The organism is Streptomyces sp. NPDC057253 (assembly GCF_042669125.1).
GTDB lineage: Bacteria > Actinomycetota > Actinomycetes > Streptomycetales > Streptomycetaceae > Streptomyces.
The window spans coordinates 1-20,443 of record NZ_JBHUXV010000011.1 but is presented as its reverse complement, the minus strand read 5'-3'; the positions used below and the strand labels follow the sequence as shown (position 1 = coordinate 20,443).

The window sequence follows — 20,443 nt, the reverse complement described above, 5'->3', positions numbered from 1 at the left end:
ACCATGATCCGTCAATGGTGGTGCTCGGCCCCACCCTCGGCGTTCTGCCCCTCGGCCCGCTGCCCGGCATGCTCGTGCGGTTCATAGCCCGGAATCGTGCCGTCCGTCCTCTTCACCAGGAACAGACCGACCATCCCCATGTCGGAGTGGCTCTGGACGTGGCAGTGGTACATCCACGCACCCGGCCCCACCCCCTCCCCCGCGATCACCTGGAAGCCGAAGGAGTCCGCCGGGCCCACGATCTTGTTGTCGATGACCTGGCTCGGGTCCTCGGGGCCGGTGAGCATCCCCGTGCGGTTGTCCGCCCAGCGATGACCGTGCATGTGGAACGTGTGGTAGTACTCGCCGTGCGTGATCATCACGAACTCGACCCGATCGCCCACCGTGGCCTCGAAGTTGGGCCCCGAGTGCGCCGGCTTGTTGTTGATGAGCATGTCGTTGAAGACGATGGTGTGGGTGGCGTCCGGGAGGACATCGCCCTTGCGGCGGACGATCACCGCCCCGTACAGACCCTTGCGGATGCCCCCGGTGCCGTGTTCCGTGCCGACCACGTGGTCGTGGTAGTGCCAGTAGCCCGCGCTGCCGGCCCGCCAGGTGCCGTCGCCGCGGCGTCCGGGCAGATGGGTGCGCCAGGTGTAGGTGCGGCTCCCGCCCGGTTCGACGTCGCTCTTGTTCAGGGCCGTTCCGTCGCTGGAGATCTCGTAGTCCAGGCCGTGGACGTGCAGGCTCGCCCTGACATCCAGGGTGTTCTCGAAGTCGATGTGCAGGGTGTCGCCCTCGTTGAGCTCGATGAGCGGGCCGGGGACCGTCGCCTTGCCCTTCTCGAAGCCGTAGCCCAGCTGCCCGTCGGGGAGTTTCTCGGCGTAGAGCTTGATCCGCTTGACCTCGCCGCCCGGGGCGGCCTGCGCCGGACCCGCGTCACTGCGGGCCTCCGGCGCGAGCGACAACGATGTCGCGACCGCCGCGCCACCGAGCAGCACCCGCCGGTTGAACCGGCGTCTGTTCAGCGCGTCCATGCAGAACTCCCCACCCTGATACGGAATTTGCGGAGGTGTGCCTGTGATGAACCTGTGAAACGGTACCGGCCCCCGAGTCGTTTATCCACACTCAGGACAAAGTTCGTGCGATCCCGGTCATAGGTATTGGCGTGTGACGCAAAGCGGTCTAGCTTCCATGGCGCTGTTGCCGTGACCGAGGAGGTGCCCATGCACTTACGAGGGTTGAGCGCGAGAAGCGGAGGAACGACGAGAAGACGGGTGTGGCCGGCGACCGTGACCGCGGGGGTGCTCGCCGCCGGGCTGATGTCCGGCCCGGCCGCGGGGGCCGCGCCACCGCCCGAACCGACCGCGACAACGATGTCCGTCAAGTCGCCTCCGGGCGGCGGAGATGTGCGGGTGCTGGTCTTCTACGGATCCGCGGCGGCCGGTGAGGAGTCGCCGGTCGTCAACGCGGGGATCGCGGCGATCGAGAGCATCGGGCTCTCGGGCCCGGCGAACCAGCGCTTCGAGACCGAGGCCACGGACGACGCCAGGGTCTTCACCGACGGGGCGGCGCTGAGCGGTTACAACGCGATCGTCTTCCTGACCGGCGGCGGCGATGTCCTCGACCCCGAGCAGGAGGCCGGTCTCGAGGCCTACATGGAGGCGGGCGGCGGCTTCGTCGGCATCCATGACGCGGCCCGCGCGGAGCCGTACTCCGACTGGTTCACCGGCCTCGTCGGCGCCCGACCGGCAGGCTCAAGCCCAACAGCCGTGCAGCGGGCCACCGTCGAGGTCGGCGACCGGCAGCACCCGGCGACCAAGGACCTGCCGGTGCAGTGGAAACGCCCCGACCGCTGGTTCAACTGGGCGAAGAACCCGTCCGGCGAGGTGCACACCGTCGCCCGGGTGCGCGAGTCCACCTACCAGCCCGGCGCGGGCGCCAACGGCTGGGATCATCCGGTGAGTTGGTGCCGCGACTACGACGGCGGCCGGTCCTTCTACACCGGCATGGGCGGCACGGCGTCCTCGTACGACGAGAGCGACTTCCGCACCCATCTGCGCGGCGCGCTGCTGTGGACCTCCCGGCTCGTGCAGGCGGACTGCAAGGCGACCATCAACGGCAACTACAAGGCGGAGCGCCTCACCCAGCCCAACCAGCCGGGCCAGAACGACCAGATCGGTGAGCCGCACGGCCTGGTGACCGCACCCGACGGACGGGTGCTCTACATCGGCCGGGGCGGCGCGGACTCCTCCCAGCCCGTGATCACCGACTGGAACAACCCCGACATCGGCAAGGGCAAGGGCGAGATCCACGTCTACGACCCCAAGACCAGGAAGGTCACCCTCGCGGGCGCGCTGACCGTCTTCGGCAACAAGGGCGGCGGCGACGAACTGGTCAAGGTCGAGGAGGGGTTGCTCGGGATCGAGCTCGACCCGCGGTTCGAGGAGAACGGCTGGGTGTATCTGCACTACACCCCGCACTCCCGGCTCAACCGCGACACCCGCATGGCCGAGCGGCGGGTCTCCCGCTTCACCCTCGACCTCGCGACGAACAGACTGGACCTGAACAGCGAGAAGGTCCTGCTCAAGTGGCCGGTCCAGGTGCACAGTTGCTGTCACTCGGGTGGCGGGATGTCCTGGGACTCCAGGGGCAACCTGTACATCGCGACCGGTGACAACAACTCCAGCGGCTTCAGCGGTGGTTACTCCGGCAACAACCCGCAGCCCAACTACAAGGGCGTCTCCTTCGCGGACGCGCGCCGCACCGCAGGCAACACCAACAACCTCAACGGCAAGATCCTGCGCATCCACCCGGAGGCCGACGGGACGTACACCCTGCCCCCGGGGAATCTCTTCACCGGCCAGGAGACCGACGAGGGCGGCGGCAAGACGCGCGGCGAGATCTATGTGATGGGTGTCAGGAACCCGGCCCGGATCTTCGTCGACAAGAAGACCGACATCCTCTACGCGGGGTGGGTCGGTCCGGACGCGAGCGCGCCCTCGACGACCTGGGGTCCTGCCAAGTACGACACGTTCGCCGTCATCACCAAGGCGAGCAACCGGGGCTGGCCGTACTGCATGGGCAACAAACAGCCCTACCGGGACCGGAATCTGCCCGATCCGAACCAGCCGCTGGGCTGGTACGACTGCGACCATCCGAAGAACGAGTCGCCCAACAACGACGGCCTGGTCAACCTCCCGCCCGTCACCGGCAACAACATCTGGTACTCGCCCCAGGGCGGCGCCCCGGACTACCCGCGGGACGCGAACGGCATTCCGTCCTACAAGCAGGAGGAGGCCAAGTACCTGCTGCCGTGGCTCAAGGGCGGCGGTCAGGCCGCGATGAACGGGCCGGTCTACCGCTACGACACCGCCGCGGCGACCAGCACCGTCAAGTGGCCCTCGTACTGGGACGGCAAGTGGTTCGTCGGCGACTTCTACGACGCCGACCAGCCGCGCAACGCGGTCATCACCGATCCGAAGAACCACGGCGAGGGCGGACTGCCGGTGCACTCGGAGTCGCTGAAGAAGATCGTGCCGATCGGCAACGACGGCATCAAGAACCTCATGGACTGGAAGTTCGGCCCGGACGGCGCGTTGTACGTCCTCGACTACGGACGCGGGTTCTTCACCTCGGACGCCAAGTCGGCGCTGTGGAGGGTCACTTACCAGGGCGGCGGCCCCACTCCGGCTGCCGGCCAACTGGCGCGGGGAGGACAGTGATGCGCCGACAACGACCTCTGACCGTGCTGCTGGCGGCCCTGCTGATGATACTGGGCCTGAACTCGACGTCGACGGCACAGCCCCAGAAGGCGCGGGCGGTCGCCGCCCAGACCCTCACCTGGACCGCCGGCGACGACATCACCAAGTACACCTCCGCGCCGACGACAGCCGTCGCCGGCACGGCCACGATCGTCTTCGAGAACAGCACGGCCACCGGCAACACCACCGGCATGCCGCACACGTTGACCTTCGTGACCAGCGACCCCGAGTTCAACGACGACGTCCAGCTCAACATCCTCGCGAACCCGAACGACGACATGGGCGGCCGTCACACCGCCGAGGTCACCCTCACCCCGGGCCGTTACTTCTACCACTGCACGATCCCGGGCCACGGCCAGATGCAGGGCATCCTGGTGGTGACCGAGGGCACCGGCGAGGACACCACCGCACCGACGGCCCGCGCCCAGGTCTCCGGCACGCAGAACGCGCAGGGCCAGTACGTCGGTTCGGCGAGCGTGGCCCTCACGGCGACCGACGAGAGCGGCGGCTCCGGCGTGGACCGCATCGAGTACGCGATCGGGGACACGGGTGCCTGGCAGCCGTACACCGCCCCGGTCGTCGTCGACCAGGTCGGCGAGCACAAGGTGCGCTACCGGGCCGTCGACAAGGCGGGCAATGTCTCCGCCGAGCAGAGCGCCGCCTTCACGGTGGTGCCGCCGCCCTCCGACGACACGGTCCCGCCGGACACCTCGGCGACGGTGAGCGGGCAGCAGAATCCCGACGGCACGTACATCGACATGGCCACGGTGACCGTGTCGGCCTCCGACACCGGATCCGGGGTCAACACCATCGAGTACGCGGTGAACGACGGGAGTTGGCAGCCGTACACCATGCCCGTGATGGTGCATCAGGTCGGCTCCCACACCGTGCGGTTCCGGGCGACCGACAAGGCGGGCAATGCGGCCGCCGAGAAGAGCGTCCGGTTCACGGTGGTCGCGGCCGCCCCGCAGGACACCGTTCCGCCGGTGACCGGCGTGACCGTGGACGGCACACGCAACTCCGACGGCGCCTATGTGGGCAACGCCAGGGTGACCGTGAGCGCCACGGACGAGGGCGGTTCGGGTGTGGCCGGCATCGAGTACTCGATCGACGCCGGGCCCTACCTGGCGTACACCGCCGCCGTGGTCGTCGACCGGGCGGGGACGCACACGCTCGCGTACCGCGCGACGGACAGGGCGGGCAACACCTCCGCCGCGCGCACGGTGACCTTCACGGTGGTCTCCAGTCAGGTCCCGGCGCCCAACTGCCCTGAGCTGGACGAGCGGTTGACGGTGATCGTCGGCACGGTCGACTCGGGCGTGCCGAACCGGATCACCAACAGCCGGTGCCGGATCAACGAGTTGATCGAGGACGAGAAGGAGTGGACGTCCCACGCGCTGTTCCTCAAGCACGTGAAGACCGTCCTGGACAAGCTCTTCCGGGAGGGGGTGCTCGACGAGCGGGAGTACGACGCGATCGACGCGGCGGCCCGTGCGTCCGGGATCGGCAGGCCGGGCCAGACCGAGGGGTACCGCACGATCCTCGACGGCAGCGCGGCCTCCTTCGCCAAGTGGCAGCAGGTGGGCGGCGGTTCGTTCGCGCCGAACGGCGACGGGTCGATCACGAGCGGCACCACGAGGTCGGGGCTCGGCATGCTCTGGTTCCCCGAGCGCAAGTACGGCGACTTCTCGCTCAAGCTCCAGTGGCGCGACGACGCCCCGGGCACCGGGAACGCCAACTCCGGTGTGTTCGTGCGGTTCCCGTGGGTCCACGACCATCCGGAGGAGCCCCGGCCGGAGTGGGCGGCCATCAAGTTCGGGCACGAGATCCAGGTGTTCGACCGTCCGGACGGCGACCTGTACAAGACCGGTTCGGTCTACGGCTTCGACCGGGTGGGGCTCGCCGGTGCCGGCGTCACCCAGAAGGGCACGTGGAACGACTACGAGATCCGGGTGGTCGACCAGCACTACTCGGTCTTCCGCAACGGCGTGCTGATCAACGAGTTCGACAATTTCGGCGGTCAGGACTTCTACCCGGCGCGCTCGGACGACCCGGGCACGGACGGGCGGCGGTTCGCCTCCGGCTACGTCGGACTCCAGGTGCACGGCACGACGGACGTGGTCTCGTACCGGGACGTCAGGATCAAGGAGCTGTAGGACCGGGCTTCCTGGCACGACTCGGCTGTACCCGCTTGGGCTCCCCCGGCATCTTCGGATACTCGGGCGGGTACGGCAGATCGCCGAGTCCGTGGTCGTGCTCGTCCTTGCGGGCCAGCTCCAGCAGGGGCTCCAGGGAGAACGCGTGATCGTCCATGTCCGCGTGCACGTCGCCGAGTTCGGCGAAGCGCGCGGGCATGGTCGCGAGGTCGAAGTCCTGGGGGTGCGCCTCGCCGACCTCCTCCCAGCGCAGGGGCGCGGAGACCGGGGCGTGCGGTCGGGGCCGTACGGAGTAGGCGGAGGCGATCGTGCGGTCGCGGGCCGTCTGGTTGTAGTCGAGGAAGATGCGCTCGCCGCGCTCCTCCTTCCACCACTTGATGGTCACGTGGTCCGGCATCCGGCGCTCCATCTCCCGGCCGACGGCGATCGCCGCCCGGCGCACCTGGGTGAAGGTCCAGCGCGGCTCGATGGGCACGAAGACATGCAGGCCGCGTCCGCCGGAGGTCTTGGGCCAGCCGCGCAGACCGCCGAACTCCGCCAGCACCGCCCGCAGTTCGTGAGCTGCGCGCACGGCGTCGTCGTAGTCCGTGCCGGGCTGCGGGTCCAGGTCGATGCGCAGTTCGTCGGGGCTGTCGACGTCGTCGCGGCGGACCGGCCAGGGGTGGAAGGTGAGCGTGCCGAACTGGGCGGCCCACAGCACGGCGGCCTCCTCGGTGGGGCACATCTCGTCGGCGCTGCGGCCGCTGGGGAAGGTGATGTGGGCGGTCGGGATCCAGTCGGGCATGTTCTTCGGCGCCCGCTTCTGGAAGAAGTTCTCGCCGGTCACCCCGTCCGGGTAGCGCTCCAGGGTGGTGGGGCGGTTGCGCAGGGCGCGCAGGATGCCGGGGGCGACGGCCTGGTAGTAGCGGGCGAGGTCCAGCTTGGTGAAGCCGCGCTCCGGGAAGAAGATCTTGTCCGGGCTGGAGAGCCGTACCGTCCGGCCGCCCGCCTGAAGTTCCACCGCGTCACCCATGCGGCCACGGTAGGCCCGTGGAGCGAAGCTCGCATATCAGGCGAAACGCACCACCGCCCAGCAGAATCAGGACCATGGATCTGCCGGTGATGCCCCCTGTGAAGCCCATGCTCGCCAAGTCGGTGGCGAAGATCCCGCCGGACATGCACTACGAGGCCAAGTGGGACGGGTTCCGGGCGATCGTGTTCCGGGACGGGGCCGAGGTCGAGCTGGGCAGCCGTACCGGAAAGCCGCTGACCAGGTACTTCCCCGAGCTGGTAGAGGCCCTGCGGGAGAGGCTGCCCGAGCGCTGCGTGATGGACGGGGAGATCGTGATCGCGCGGGAGGGGCACCTCGACTTCGACGCGCTGACCGAGCGGATCCACCCGGCGGACTCCCGGGTGCGGACGCTGGCCGAGCGGACACCGGCCTCCTTCGTCGCCTTCGACCTGCTGGCCCTCCAGGACGAGTCCCTGCTGGACGTGCCGCTGGCCGAGCGCCGGAAGCTGCTCACCACGGTGCTGTCCGGGGTCACGGCCCCGGTGCACCTCGCGCCCGCCACGACCGACATCGGTGTGGCGCAGCAGTGGTTCGAGAGGTACGAGGGCGCGGGCCTGGACGGGGTCATCGCCAAGCCGCTCACCGGGCGCTACCTCCAGGACCAGCGCGCCATGTTCAAGGTCAAGCACGAGCGCACCGCGGACGTGGTGGTGGCGGGCTACCGGCTCCACAAGAGCGGCCCGATCGTCGGCTCCCTGCTGCTCGGCCTCCACGACGACCAGGGCACCCTCCAGCACGTCGGCGTGTCGGCGGCCTTCCCGATGAAGCGGCGGGCCGAGCTGATCGACGAGCTGGAGCCGCTGCGGATGGCGGACGCGAGCGGGCATCCGTGGGCGGCCTGGGCCGAGGAGGCCGCCCACGAGAGCGCCCGGCTGCCCGGGGCGCCGAGCCGCTGGTCGGGCAAGAAGGACCTGTCCTGGGTACCGCTCAGGCCCGAGCGGGTGGCCGAGGTGGCGTACGACCACATGGAGAACGGCGTGCGGTTCCGCCACACCGCCCGCTTCCGCCGCTGGCGGCCCGACCGGACCCCCGAGAGCTGCACCTACGCGCAGCTGGAGGAGCCGGTGCGCTACGACCTCGACGAGATCCTGGGCTGAGCGCGCGGGTCAGGGCGTCATCAGCACCTTGACCGTGCCGTCCTGCTTCTTCTGGAACATCTCGTACGCGCGCGGGGCGTCGGACAGCGGCACGCGATGGGTCGCGAAGTCGTCGACGCCGAGCGGGTCCTCGTCGGTCAGGTACGGGATGATCTCGTCGCTCCAGCGCCGGACGTTGGCCTGGCCCATGCGGATCTGGATCTGCTTGTCGAACATCGTGAGCATGGGCAGCGGGTCGGCCATGCCGCCGTAGACACCGGTCAGGGAGAGGGTGCCGCCGCGGCGCACCAGTTCGATCGCGGTGTGCAGGGCGGCCAGCCGGTCGACGCTGAAGCGCTCGGCGAAGGGCCCGCTGATCCTCCTCGGCAGCAGGGCCGAGGCGTTCTGGGCCAGTCGGGCGGCCGCGCTGCCGTGGGCCTCGGTGCCGACCGCGTCGATCACGGCGTCGGGGCCGCGTCCGTCGGTCTCGTCGCGGATCGCCTGGACCAGCTCCTTCTCGCTGTCGAAGCTCCTGAGGTCGTACGTCTCCACGCCCCGCGCGCGTGCCCTGCGCAGCCGCTCGGTCACCAGGTCCACACCGAAGACGCGCCCGGCGCCGCGCACCTGGGCGACCCGGCAGGCCATGTCGCCGATGGGCCCGAGTCCGAGCACCGCCACGCTGCCGCCCTCGGGGACGTCCGCGTAGGCGACGGCCTGCCAGGCGGTCGGCAGCACGTCGGAGAGGTAGACGAAGCGGTCGTCGGGCGGGCCCTCGGGGACCTTGATGGGTCCGTACTGCGCCTGCGGGACGCGCAGGTACTCGGCCTGGGCGCCCGGTACCGCGCCGTACAGGCGGGTGTAGCCGAACAGGGCGGCCCCCATGCCCTCGCTGGTGACCTGGGTGGTCTCGCACTGGGTCGGCAGCCCGGTCATGCACATCCAGCAGTTGCCGCAGGCGATCTGGAAGGGCACGACGACGCGGTCACCCGCCGCGAGGTCGGGCACCCCGGCGCCGACCTCCTCGACGATGCCCATGGGTTCGTGGCCGAGGATGTCGCCCGGTGTCATGAACGGGGTGAGCACCTCGTAGAGGTGCAGGTCGGAGCCGCACAGCCCGGTGGAGGTGAGGCGGATGACGGCGTCCGTCGGTTCCTTGATCTTCGGGTCGGGCACCTCTTCCACCCGTACGTCCCGCTTGCCCTGCCAGGTCACAGCCTTCATCGCCCGGCACTCCCTCCGTCACATCGCGTGTCGGTCCTGGGGTCGGCGCCCGGGTACCCGGGGCGCCCGCCGCCGAACCGCGATCCAGGGCTGATCGGCCTACCGGACGCGACCTATCAGAATCGGACTTGTATGGCCACCAAAGAACTTATAAGCGCACAATCAATGACAGGAGACGGGCGCGGACGGCGGGCGTGGTGCAGATGGCGGTCACGGTGGACAGGGCGGGCACGGTGGACATGGCGGGCAAGAGACGCGGGGCGCGTGCGAGACGCGCCCGAACGGCAGCGGTACTCCTCCTGGCCGCGACGGGCCTGTTCGTCGCGGGCTGCACGGACCAGGGCAAGCCCCGCGTCCCGGCCGACGACGGACGGGGGCAGCTGGACACCGCGGCACCGAGCACCTCGGCACCGACCTCGTCGGAACCCGCCCAGGAGCCCGACCACCCCTCCCCGCTCGCCGTGAAGATCGACAACGTCCGGGCGGCCCGTCCCCAGACCGGCCTCGACTCCGCGGACATCGTCTACGCCGAGCAGGTCGAGGGCGGGCTCAGCCGACTCATGGCGGTGTACGCGACCAAGCTGCCGAAGGCCGTCGGCCCGGTGCGCAGCGCCCGCGAGTCGGACCTGGAGCTGCTGCGCCAGTTCCATCGGCCGACGCTCGCCTTCTCCGGCGCGCAGGGCAAGCTGATGCCCCTGATCAACCGGGCGCCGCTGGACGCCCGCACCCCCGAGAAGGCGTCCGACGCCTACTTCCGCGGCACCGACAGGGCCATCCCCCACAACCTCTACCTGCGCCCCAAGCGCCTGATGCCGACCACACCGGGCGCGGACGCGCTGACCACCGGCTTCCGCTACGGCCCCGCGCCCGCCGGCGGCAGGAAGGACACCTCGGAGACGGTCCGCTTCCCGGCCGCCCGCTTCGGCTTCACCTGGTCCGCGAGCCGGGAGCGCTGGCTGGTCTCGCTGGACGGCGCACCGGACGTGATGGCCGACGGGAAGCGGCTGGCCCCGGCGACGGTCGTGGTCCAGTACGTGAAGGTGCGCAAGTCCCGCTTCCACGACTTCCTCGGCAACAACACGCCGTACACGGTGACGGTCGGCTCGGGGAAGGCGAAGGTGCTGCGCGACGGCCGCGCCTACGACGTGAACTGGCAGCGGGCGAAGGCGACGGAGGGCACGCGGTTCACCACGAAGGACGGGACGCCGATGAACTTCGCGCCGGGACAGGTGTGGGTGGTGTTCGCGAAGGCGCCCTGAACAGGTCGGATCAAGGGGCGGGGCCGGCTCGCCTCCCGGTCAGAGTTGGATCAGCGCTGGTCGACCAGCGGTTCCGCCGGGTTGCGCAGTCCCTCGGCCGCGTCCGAGACCCGGCGGATCAGCTCGAAGAACACGTTCTGCTCGTCGGCGGAGAGCGGGGCCAGGAAGACCTGGTTCATCCGGGCCGTGCGCACGGTCAGCTTGCGGTGGGTGCGCACGCCGTCCTCGGTCAGGCGCAGCAGGAAGCGGCGGCCGTCCTGCGGGTCGCGGACCTTGTCGAGCAGTCCGCGCCGGCCGAGCCGGCTGACGACCTCGGCGATCGTGGACCGGTCGAGCCCCACCCGCTCCCCCACCGTGCGCTGGTCGAGGCCCGGCTCGGCGACGAGCGCGTTCAGGACCGCGAACTGGGGCGAGGTGATCTCCTCGGAGACCATCGTGTTCCACAGCAGGTAGTGCGCCTGCTGGAGCCGCCGGGCGAGGTGCCCGGGGTGGGTGGTGAGGTCCACCGCGGCCATGTGCGCTCCCGAGTCGAATTGGTTGGTGCACTGAAGAGTAGTGGAGCCTTGACGACAGGCTGCCACAGTGGCAGCTTAAGAGAAACCTCGCGGAAATACTCAGTGCACTGAGCATGTGAAGAGATGGGGCTGCACGGATGGACAAGGTGGTCGCCACGAACCTCGACGAAACGCAGGAAGCCGCATGACTCTCACCCAGCACGACATCGACCAGGAAATCGCCGCCGAGCACGCCGCCTACGAGAAGCGGGTCGCCGACGGCGCCCCCGTCGAGCACCATCCGCGGCGCGACTACACGCCGTACCGCTCCTCGGTGCTGCGGCACCCCAAGCAGCCGCCCGTCACCATCGACGTGGCCAAGGACCCGGAGCTGGTGGAGCTGCACTCCCCCGCCTTCGGGGAGCGGGACATCACCGAGATCGACAACGACCTGACCCGGCACCACCGCGGGGAGCCCCTCGGCGAGCGGATCACCGTGTCCGGGCGGCTGCTCGACCGGGACGGCCGCCCCGTCCGCGGGCAGCTGATCGAGATCTGGCAGGCGAACTCCGCCGGGCGGTACGCCCACCAGCGCGAGCAGCACGACGCCCCGCTGGACCCGAACTTCACCGGCGTCGGCCGCACCCTCACCGACGACAGCGGCTTCTACCGCTTCACCACCATCCAGCCCGGCCCCTATCCGTGGCGCAACCACGTCAACGCCTGGCGCCCGGCCCACATCCACTTCTCCATGTTCGGCACGGCGTTCACCCAGCGCCTGGTGACCCAGATGTACTTCCCGAGCGACCCGCTCTTCCCGTACGACCCGATCATCCAGTCGGTGACGGACGACGCGGCGCGGCAGCGGCTGGTGGCGACCTACGACCACAGCCTGTCCGTCCCGGAGTTCTCGATGGGCTACCACTGGGACATCGTGCTGGACGGGCCGCACGCCACCTGGGTCGAGGAAGGACGCTGACCTGCCATGACGAAGATCGACACCAGCTCGCCGGAGAGCGTGCTGCCCACCCCCTCGCACACCGTCGGCCCCTTCTACGGCTACGCGCTGCCCTTCCCGGGCGGCGGTGACATCGCGCCCGTCGGCCACCCGGAGACCATCACCGTGCAGGGCTACATCACCGACGGCGAGGGCGACCCGCTGCCGGACGCCTTCGTGGAGCTGTGGGGACCGGACCCGGACGGCAACGTGCCGACGACCGACGGTTCGATCCGGCGCGACCCGGCGACCGGCGGCTATCTCGGGCGCAACGGCGTGGAGTTCACCGGCTGGGGCCGGATCCAGACCGACGCCAACGGTCACTGGTACGCGCGCACCCTGCGGCCCGGCGCCCGCGGGCGCAGCGCCCCCTACCTGAGCGTCTGCGTCTTCGCGCGCGGTCTGCTGGTGCACCTGTTCACCCGGATCTACCTGCCGGGCGACGCGGCGGCCCTCGCCGCCGACCCGCTGCTCGCCGGCCTGGACGCGGACCGCCGCGACACGCTGATCGCCACCGACACGGGCCACGGGACGTACCGTTTCGACATCCGCCTTCAGGGCGAAGGCGAGACGGTCTTCCTGGAGTTCCAGTGACTTCTCCCGATCCGGACACCGGCCTGCTCGCCCCCGGGTGGACAGGCTCCCCCGCCGCCTCCGCGACCTCCGACCGCGCCTTCCTCCAGGCGCTGCTGGACGCGGAGGCCGCGCTGACCCGGGTACAGGCCCGGCTGGGTCTCGCCCCGGCCGGGGCCGCCGAAGCGGTGACCGAGGCGGCCCACGCGGACCGCTTCGACGTACGGTCCCTCGCCGACCGTGCGCGCGCCGGCGGCAACCCCGTCATCCCCCTGGTCGCCGACCTGACGAAGGAGACCGGCGAGGAGTACGGCCCGTATGTGCACCGGGGCGCGACCAGCCAGGACATCCTGGACACGGCGATGATGCTGATGGCCGCCCGCACGCTCGGCCTGGTGGTGGCGGACCTGGACCGTGTGCAGCGGGCCCTCGCCGGGCTCGCCGCCGAGCACCGGGACACCGCGATGCCGGGACGGACCCTGACCCAGCACGCGGTGCCGACGACGTTCGGGCTGAAGGCGGCCGGGTGGCGTTCACTGGTCCTGGACGCACGGGACCGGGTCGTCGAGGTACGGGACGGTCTTCCCGCCCAACTCGGCGGTGCCGCGGGGACCTTGGCCGCCTTCACGGTGTACGGCGCCCAGGACGCGCTCGCCCTCTCGGCGGCCTTCGCCCGCGAGCTGGGCCTGGACGCACCCCTCCTGCCCTGGCACACCCTGCGCACCCCGATCGCCGATCTCGCCGGATGTCTGGCGTTCACGGCCGGAGCGCTCGGGAAGATCGCCGCGGACGTGCTGGTCCTGGGCCGTACCGAGATCGCCGAGCTCTCCGAGGGCAGCAGCGGCGGCTCCTCCGCCATGCCGCACAAGGCGAACCCGGTGCGGTCCACGCTGGTCGCGGCCGCCGCCCGGCGCGCTCCCCAGCTCGCGGCCACGCTGTACGGCTCGATGGCCGCCGAGGACGAGCGGCCGGCCGGGGCCTGGCACGCCGAGTGGGAGCCTCTCAGGGATCTGCTGCGTCTGGTCGGCGGCGCCGCCCGGGACACCGCCGAACTCACCGAGGGGCTGCGGGTGAACGCGGACGCCATGCACGAACACCTCGACCTCACCCACGGGTTGATCGTCTCCGAGCGGCTCTCCGCCGAGCTGGCGGCCGTGCTGGGCCGGGCCCGCGCCAAGGAACTGCTCACGGAGCTCGCCCGGCGGACGTACACCGAAGGCCGGTCACTGGGCGAACTCCTCGCCCAGGAGCCCGAGCTGAAGGCCGTCGACCTCGGCGTGCTCACCGACCCCGCCCGCTACACCGGCTCCGCCGGAGCCGTCACCGACCGTGCGCTGGAGCGACGTTGACCGAGAAACTCCTCAACCACCGTGCCGAAGGCCCCGCTTCCGCTCCCCCGCTGCTGCTCGGGCCCTCGCTCGGGACGTCGTACGCCCTGTGGGACAAGGTGGCGCCCGAGCTGTCCATCACCCACCGGGTGATCCGCTGGGACCTGCCCGGGCACGGCGGTTCGGCGGCCGACCTGATCGGTCCCGGCGCCACGGTGGGTGACCTCGCCGACCTGGTCCTCGAGCTCGCCGACGCGCTCGGCGTCGAGCGGTTCGCGTACGCCGGGGTGTCGCTGGGCGGTGCCGTCGGTCTGCATCTGGCGGTGCACCACCCGGAGCGGGTCGAGTCGCTGGCGGTCATCTGTTCCTCCGCGCACTTCAACGGCGCCAAGCCCTGGCAGGAGCGGGCCGAGCGGGTCCGCCGGGAAGGGCTCGAGTGGCTGCTGGCGAGCGCCGACTCCCGCTGGTTCGCCGGTGACTTCACCGATCCGGTGCTCGTACGCGACCACGCCGAGGCCGACCCGGGGGCGTACGCCGCCTGCTGTGACGCCCTGGCCGCCTTCGACCTGCGCGACCGGCTGGCCGGGATCTCCGCTCCCACCCTCCTGATCGCGGGCCGCCAGGACCCGGCGACCCCGCCGCCCCACCTGCGCGAGATCGCCGACGCGGTGCCGCGCGCCACCCTCGTCGAGCTCCCGGGGGCCTCGCACCTGGCACCGGCGCAGTGCCCCGAGGCCGTCCTCACCACGCTGCGCGCCCACCTCGACGGCGGCGCCCGGCGCGGCATGGAGGTGCGGCGCGAGGTGCTCGGGGACGCCCACGTGGACCGGGCGCAGTCCCGCCAGACCCCCTTCACCGCCCGCTTCCAGGACTTCATCTCGCGCTACGCGTGGGGCGAGATCTGGACCGACACGACCCTCAGCCGCCGCGAGCGCAGCATGATCACGCTGACCGCGCTGGTGGCCCACGGCCACTACGAGGAGCTGGCCATGCATGTGCGCGCGGCCCGCCGCAACGGCCTCACGCCGGACGAGATCGGGGCCGTACTGCTCCAGACGGCGGTGTACTGCGGGGTCCCGGCGGCCAACTCGGCGTTCGCGACGGCCCAGCGGGTGCTCGCGGAGGAAGCGGAAACGGACGCGGAAACGGACCCGGAGACGGAAGGGTGACACCGGCAGGGGCAGGCACGGGGTGCCGTGATCTGCCTACGGTGGAGGCATGTCGACCATCCTGATCACCGGCGCCACCTCGGGTCTCGGCCGCTATGTCGCCTTCGAGCTGGTCCGCTCCGGCCATGTCGTCCTCGCCCACGGCCGCGACCGGGGTCGTACCGAGAGTCTCGTCGCGGAGCTGCGGCTGGAGGGCGAGGCCGAGGGGTTCGTGGCCGACCTGGCCTCCCTGGCCGAGGTCCGCGACCTGGGCACGCGGGTCGCGGAGGCCCACCCCGAACTCGACGTCCTCATCAACAACGCGGGAGTGGGCGCCGGTTCACCGGGCTCGGGCCGCGAGCTGAGCACCGACGGCCACGAACTCCGCCTGGCGGTCAACTACTTGGCACCGGTGGCCCTGACGCGAACCCTGCTCCCGACCCTGCGGGCGAACACGCCGGCCCGGATCGTCAACGTGGGGTCGGTGGGTCAGGAACCGGTCGACTTCGACGACCCGCAGTTCACGAGGGGTTACACAGGCTTCGCCGCGTACTGCCGGGCCAAGTTCGCCCTGGCGGCCCACACCTTCGCCCTGGCCGAGGAGTTGACGGACACGGGGGTCGCGGTGAACGTCCTCCACCCGGCCACCTTCATGGACACGGCGATGGTCAGGGAGGGCGGGGTGGCACCTTGGTCGACGGTGGCGGACGGGGCACCGGGGGTACTGGCGCTGGCCACGAAGGACTTGGGTACGGGGCACTACTTAGACGGCACGCGAACGGCGAGGGCCCACGAGGCGACATACGACAGGGACGTGCAGAAGCGTCTGGCAACCAGCACAGATCAACTCCTGGCACTGTAACTCCCTTAGGGGCGCGGGGAACTGCGCGACCAGCCCCAACGGACCCGCACCCTGCACATCACCGCAGCCCCCTACCCGTCTCCAGCACCTCCCTGGCCTGCGCAACCAACCCGTCCGCCCCACACGACCGGGCCAACGCCACCCCACGGTTCAGCTCGGCCACGGACCGCGCGAGGATCCCGTACTCCACCCGCGCCGCCGCATGCTCGTACTGACACGGCGACGCCTCCAGATACGCCACAGCCTGCGCAGCAAGCCGCACAGCCCGCTGCCCCGTCTCCAGCGAAGCCGCACACCGCAGCGCCTCACCGATCGCGGTGTCCGTACCGAGCCGCTCGGCATTCCGGCGGACCTCGGTGGCCAGCTGGGCCGCCCGCACCGGATCCTCCACGGCGAGAGCGCGCGCGAGGTCGAAGGCCCAGGGCACCAGCACCGGATTGCGGTGCCCCCGCACCTCCGCCGCCTTCTCCGCGGCGTCCAGTTCGTTGACCGCCTCCTTGGTCCGGCCGACCGCCAGCAGCAGCCGTCCGCGCACGGAGCGCGGGTCGGGCAGCACGATCGTGGAGGGGTACGGCGGCGCGAACCCGTACTGCTCGGCGATCGCCCAGGCCTCCTCGACATGCCCGCGGGCGAGCAGCGTGTCGACGAGGTTGCAGGTCGCCGACCAGTACAGCGGCAGTCCGCGCCCGACCCGCTCGGCGAGCCGCAGCGACTCGCGCAGGGAGGTCTCCGCCTCCCGCAGCCGCCCGCGCCGACGGTGACCGAGGCCGACGTAGGCATGGGCGAGGGCGAGGTGGCCGCCGCTCCAGCCGGCCGACTCGTAGGTGCGCAGAGCGTCGCTGTAGAGGGCCTCGGCCCGGTCCAGCCGGTCGGTGAAGGCGTACGCGCTGGCCAGCATCAGCGGGAGTTCCAGACCCCACTCGGTGTCGGTCCAGCCGAGTCCGGGGGCGAGGCGGCCGTTGACGAGAGCGCGGTCGCAGACTTCGGCTATCTCCTCGGCGCTCTCGCCGTGGGCCATCGCGTCGAAGCCGCGCAGGATGAGCAGGGCGCGCTCGGCGTTGTCCCGGCCGGTGCAGGTGGCGGCGAGGGCGGCGAGGCGCTCGGAGCGGCCCGGGAAGGTGGTCTCGCCCGGGTAGAGGCTCTCCCAGGTGTACTGGACGGCCTGGAGGCGGAGCCGGGCCTGGCCCTCCTCGTGCCGGGCGGCCTCCGCCTCGACGGTGCGGACGGCCTCCTCCAGCTGGTTGTTGTGCATGAGCGCCTGGGAGAGGCGGACGACGGCGTCGACCCGGGCGGAACCCTCCAGGCCGGGCATGGCGAGCGCGGTCTGGAGGTGGCCGATGGTCTTGGCCGGGGCGGTCAGAAGGGTGGCGCAGCCGAGTTCGAAGAGCACCTGCGCGTGGACCTCGGGCGGCGGGGGTTCCAGCAGGGCGCGCTCCAGGCAGCGGCGGGCCGCGTCGGGGGCGCCGACGGCGAGGTGTTCGCGGGCGGCCTCGCGCAGCTGCTCGACGAGTTCCTCGTCGTCGTCCGGGTGGACCTGGAGGAGATGCCGGGAGGCGGCCGCGGCGCCGTGCCCGGAATCGGTGACGAGTTGTGCGGCGATGCCGTGCATGGCGGTGCGCAGGGCGTCGGGGATGGAGTCGTAGACGGCGGTGGCGATGAGCGGGTGGACGAACTCCAGCTCGTCCTTCTCGCCCTGGACGTCGGTCAGAATGCGGGCGTTGCGCAGCAGTTCGGCGCAGAGGGCCGCCTTCTCGGGCCTCAGGGTGGCGAGCCGGGCGGCCAGGCCGACGGAGATGTCGGTGCCGAGGATGGCGGCGGCCCAGGCGAACCGGGTGGCGTCGATGCCCAGTTCCTCCAGGCGGGCGACGAGTCCGCCGCCGCGGGCCGAGCGGTTCAGCTCGCGCAGTTCGGTCGCCGACTCCTCGCTCGGCTCCATCCCGGCGTCCTGGACCTTGGCGAGGAGTTCGACGGTCTCGTAGGGGTTGCCGCCGGTGACGGCCCACACCTCGCGGCAGAACGGGGCGTCGGCGTGCTCGCCCAGGGTGGCGCGAGTGAGGCCCTCGGTGGCCGCCGGGGTGAGGGCGCTCAGGTTGGTGGTGGGACGGCCCGCGGTGGCGGCCACCGCGTCCAGGAGGCGGGCCCGGTCGCCGGTGGCGTCGCCGGGGCGGCGGGCCACCACGACCAGTACGGACAGGTCGTCGAGGCGCTCGGCGAAGGCGGCGAGCCAGCGCAGGGTCTCCTGGTCGGCCCAGTGGGCGTCGTCGACCGTCAGCACCAGCGGCCAGTCCCGGCGGGCCAGCCGGCGCACCGCGGCGACCAGTCCGTCGCACACGCCCTGCGGGTCGGCCTGGCGCTCCCCCGGATCCGCGATGCCGAGGGCGGGGCCCGCGATGTCGTACCAGTCGCCGAGGTACTCGCGGGCCTCCTCGGGCATCAGCGACAGGAGGGCGGGCTGGAGGAGTTGTCGTACGACGTTGAAGGGGACGGACCTGAGGGTCTCGCCGCCGCGGGCCGACCAGACGGTGCAGCCGCGGGCCTCGGCGATCCGGCGGGTCTCGGCCAGCAGGGCGGTCTTGCCGAAGCCCGCCTCGCCGCGGATCACCAGCACGCTGCCGGCGGACGAGCGGTCCTCGCACAGGGAGTCGACCGCGCGTTCGACGGCGGTGAGTTCCTCGTCGCGCTCCCACAGCGAGGCCGGGGCGGCCGCCATGGGCCGTACCTCCGTCATCCCGCTACCTCCCCAAGTCGCCCGAACGACCTACCGATCTCGAGCGTAGCCGTCCCGGTGCGGAAGCGGAGGCCGCTCGGGGCACCTGTTGCCGTGACGGGTGACGCGGGGTACGCGCAGACGACGCACGTTGCCCGCGACCAGCCCTCGACAAACCTGACCATCAGTCAGTTATTGCCCCCACAAAGGCCGTCGGAGGCCTTCGGAGGCCCGTGAGAGGCCTGCGAGAGGCCTTCCGGACGGTGCGCGCGGGCCGGGACCACGGAGGTGCTCACTTCGAGCGGCGGCCGGCGCCGACGCCAGGAGCGCCGGCGCCCGGCACGCGCGTGTGCGGGGTTTCTCGCCCCCGGTCGGGGCGGGCGTGGCTGCCGGTGTCCGCGTGCGCGTGGGGGCGGCCGGGGCGGCTCGTGCCGGGGTGGTCGTGCGGTGCGGGGTGGGATCGGGCGGTGACCCTCTCATCCCTCTTTCACCGAGTGCTCATACGGTGGGGGCATGACGCAGGAGACTCCCCCCGGGTGGTACCCCGACCCCGGGCAGACAAGTGACGGTCCCGCCACCCAGCGCTGGTGGGACGGCAAGGCGTGGACGGAGCAGACCCGTCCCACCGGATCGGCCGCCGCATGGGGTCCCCCGGAACAGGTCGCGAGCCCCGGGGAGTACGCGGCCTACCCGGCGTACCCGGGCTACCCGGCGTATCCCGCGCAGCCCCCGGCCACATCCCGGCGCGGCCGCGTGGGCATAGCCGTGGCGGTGGCCGTCGTGGTCCTGGCCAGCATAGGCGTGGGCGTGTGGGCGCTCGCCGACAGCGGCAACAAAAGCGACGACACCGCCACCTCGCAGGGGCCGGGGGGCCAGGGCGGCCCCGGCGGCCAGAACGGTCAGGGCGGGCCCTTCGGCGGCAACGGCGGCGGTGGGGGCGACGGTGGTTCCGGCGGCGCGTCGCCCTCCCCGCAGGGTTCCGAGGCGCCGCGGATCGAGAGCGGTTCGGTGACCGACTCGATCGACGGGATCAGCCTGCCCATCCCGGACGGCTGGTACGGCCAGGAGATCCAGGTCGGCGCGTCCGTCACCTCGAACGACTCCTACGCCTGCCCCGGCGACACCTCCGCGAAGTGCACGAAGGGCGGTGCCTACTCGGCGCCCGCCCTGGCGCTCGGCACCAAGGGCAGCACGGCCGAGCAGGTCGCCAAGGCCGACATCGAGGCGAACGCCGAGCAGTCCTACGGCGGCAAGACCTACGGCTCGATCACCTCGCACGACGTGCTCGCCTCCAAGGCGGTGACGGTGGCCGGGCAGAAGGGCTATCTGGTCCGCTGGAAGGCGGTCACCAGCAAGGGCTCCGACGGCTACGTCCAGTCGCTGGCCTTCCCCGCCCCGGCGAACCCGCAGCAGATCGTGGTGGTGCGCTTCGGCGTGGACGTCGCCGAGGGCCAGACCGTGATCGACGACATCACCAAGGGCATCAAGGTGTCGACGGGCGGGGGCAGCGGCAGCAACGTCTGACGCCGCGCCCGCCGCGGGACACCGGGCAGGGCGCAGCGGGTAGCGGGTAGCGGGGAGTAGGCAGCGGCTGAAGGCTCGGGCCCGGGCGGCGACCGGCCGGACCCGTCTCCGGCTGGCCCGCCGCCGGCTCACGCTCCGCCGAGCGTGAGTTCCCGCAGAGCCCTCGCCCTGACCGTCGGGCGACGCCCGTCACGCAGCGGCCGCACGGCGAAGTTCGTCGGTCCGGGGATCCCCCGGGCACTCCCACCCGCTCAGGCACGCGACGGCCGGGTGGGGCGCCCCCCCGCTCAGGAGGGGCCCCACC

General features: G+C 71.5%; 15 protein-coding genes. 10 read left to right on the top strand and 5 right to left on the bottom strand.

Annotated elements, in window-relative coordinates; genetic code table 11:
* Positions 1 to 11 precede the first annotated feature (11 nt).
* Entirely contained in the window at positions 12 to 1,016 is a 1,005-nt protein-coding gene (locus ACFULQ_RS08490) for a multicopper oxidase domain-containing protein (RefSeq protein ID WP_383539968.1), read from the bottom strand.
* Positions 1,017 to 1,205: 189 nt separating this feature from the next.
* Here ACFULQ_RS08490 and ACFULQ_RS08485 point away from each other — a divergent pair, with 189 nt between their 5' ends.
* Together ACFULQ_RS08485 and ACFULQ_RS08480 are read left to right on the top strand one after the other, a co-directional pair.
* Positions 1,206 to 3,704, top strand: coding sequence for a ThuA domain-containing protein (locus tag ACFULQ_RS08485; RefSeq protein ID WP_383539965.1), 2,499 nt, complete (start codon positions 1,206 to 1,208; stop codon positions 3,702 to 3,704).
* A complete protein-coding gene (locus ACFULQ_RS08480; RefSeq protein ID WP_383539962.1) occupies positions 3,704 to 5,899 on the top strand; it encodes an OmpL47-type beta-barrel domain-containing protein in 2,196 nt (731 codons plus the stop codon). The genes ACFULQ_RS08485 and ACFULQ_RS08480 overlap by 1 nt, the downstream gene beginning before the upstream one ends.
* Here ACFULQ_RS08480 and ligD read toward each other — a convergent pair.
* Positions 5,886 to 6,911 carry a non-homologous end-joining DNA ligase gene (gene ligD / locus ACFULQ_RS08475; RefSeq protein ID WP_383539959.1) on the bottom strand — a complete coding sequence of 342 codons (1,026 nt, stop codon included), beginning with the start codon at positions 6,909 to 6,911 and terminating at the stop codon, positions 5,886 to 5,888. The two genes, ACFULQ_RS08480 and ligD, sit on opposite strands and share 14 nt — an antisense overlap.
* Before the next feature lie 74 nt (positions 6,912 to 6,985).
* Here ligD and ACFULQ_RS08470 point away from each other — a divergent pair, with 74 nt between their 5' ends.
* Positions 6,986 to 8,047 carry an ATP-dependent DNA ligase gene (locus tag ACFULQ_RS08470; protein ID WP_383539957.1) on the top strand — a complete coding sequence of 354 codons (1,062 nt, stop codon included), beginning with the start codon at positions 6,986 to 6,988 and terminating at the stop codon, positions 8,045 to 8,047.
* 9 nt (positions 8,048 to 8,056) lie between these two features.
* On the opposite strand, the gene ACFULQ_RS08465 is transcribed toward ACFULQ_RS08470, so the two are convergent.
* The gene (locus ACFULQ_RS08465; RefSeq protein ID WP_383539954.1) at positions 8,057 to 9,247 is read right to left on the bottom strand and encodes a zinc-dependent alcohol dehydrogenase; all 1,191 of its coding nucleotides are present in this window, start codon (positions 9,245 to 9,247) and stop codon (positions 8,057 to 8,059) included.
* Positions 9,248 to 9,450: 203 nt separating this feature from the next.
* Here ACFULQ_RS08465 and ACFULQ_RS08460 point away from each other — a divergent pair, with 203 nt between their 5' ends.
* Entirely contained in the window at positions 9,451 to 10,506 is a 1,056-nt protein-coding gene (locus tag ACFULQ_RS08460) for a DUF3048 domain-containing protein (RefSeq protein WP_383540232.1), read from the top strand.
* 50 nt (positions 10,507 to 10,556) lie between these two features.
* Here the strand turns inward: ACFULQ_RS08460 and ACFULQ_RS08455 are convergent, their stop codons facing one another.
* Positions 10,557 to 11,021: a MarR family winged helix-turn-helix transcriptional regulator gene (locus ACFULQ_RS08455; RefSeq protein WP_383539950.1), complete on the bottom strand. Its 465-nt coding sequence runs from the start codon at positions 11,019 to 11,021 to the stop codon at positions 10,557 to 10,559.
* 184 nt (positions 11,022 to 11,205) lie between these two features.
* Between ACFULQ_RS08455 and pcaH the strand changes: the two genes are divergently transcribed.
* From pcaH to ACFULQ_RS08430, 5 genes are read left to right on the top strand one after another with little or no spacing between them, the layout of a single operon-like run.
* Entirely contained in the window at positions 11,206 to 11,979 is a 774-nt protein-coding gene (gene pcaH / locus ACFULQ_RS08450; RefSeq protein ID WP_383539946.1) for a protocatechuate 3,4-dioxygenase subunit beta, read from the top strand.
* 6 nt (positions 11,980 to 11,985) lie between these two features.
* A complete protein-coding gene (gene pcaG / locus ACFULQ_RS08445; protein WP_383539943.1) occupies positions 11,986 to 12,591 on the top strand; it encodes a protocatechuate 3,4-dioxygenase subunit alpha in 606 nt (201 codons plus the stop codon).
* The gene (gene pcaB, locus ACFULQ_RS08440; RefSeq protein ID WP_383539941.1) at positions 12,588 to 13,919 is read left to right on the top strand and encodes a 3-carboxy-cis,cis-muconate cycloisomerase; all 1,332 of its coding nucleotides are present in this window, start codon (positions 12,588 to 12,590) and stop codon (positions 13,917 to 13,919) included. Before pcaG ends, pcaB begins: the two co-directional genes overlap by 4 nt.
* On the top strand, positions 13,916 to 15,067 hold the full coding sequence (gene pcaD / locus ACFULQ_RS08435; protein ID WP_383539938.1) for a 3-oxoadipate enol-lactonase: 1,152 nt from the start codon (positions 13,916 to 13,918) through the stop codon (positions 15,065 to 15,067). The genes pcaB and pcaD overlap by 4 nt, the downstream gene beginning before the upstream one ends.
* A 49-nt stretch (positions 15,068 to 15,116) precedes the next feature.
* Entirely contained in the window at positions 15,117 to 15,908 is a 792-nt protein-coding gene (locus ACFULQ_RS08430; protein WP_383539935.1) for an SDR family NAD(P)-dependent oxidoreductase, read from the top strand.
* A 58-nt stretch (positions 15,909 to 15,966) separates the two neighbouring features.
* Here ACFULQ_RS08430 and ACFULQ_RS08425 read toward each other — a convergent pair whose 3' ends face one another.
* Positions 15,967 to 18,636, bottom strand: coding sequence for an ATP-binding protein (locus tag ACFULQ_RS08425; protein ID WP_383539932.1), 2,670 nt, complete (start codon positions 18,634 to 18,636; stop codon positions 15,967 to 15,969).
* A 492-nt stretch (positions 18,637 to 19,128) separates the two neighbouring features.
* Here ACFULQ_RS08425 and ACFULQ_RS08420 point away from each other — a divergent pair, with 492 nt between their 5' ends.
* Positions 19,129 to 20,139 carry a DUF2510 domain-containing protein gene (locus ACFULQ_RS08420; protein WP_383539929.1) on the top strand — a complete coding sequence of 337 codons (1,011 nt, stop codon included), beginning with the start codon at positions 19,129 to 19,131 and terminating at the stop codon, positions 20,137 to 20,139.
* Positions 20,140 to 20,443: the final 304 nt, after the last annotated feature.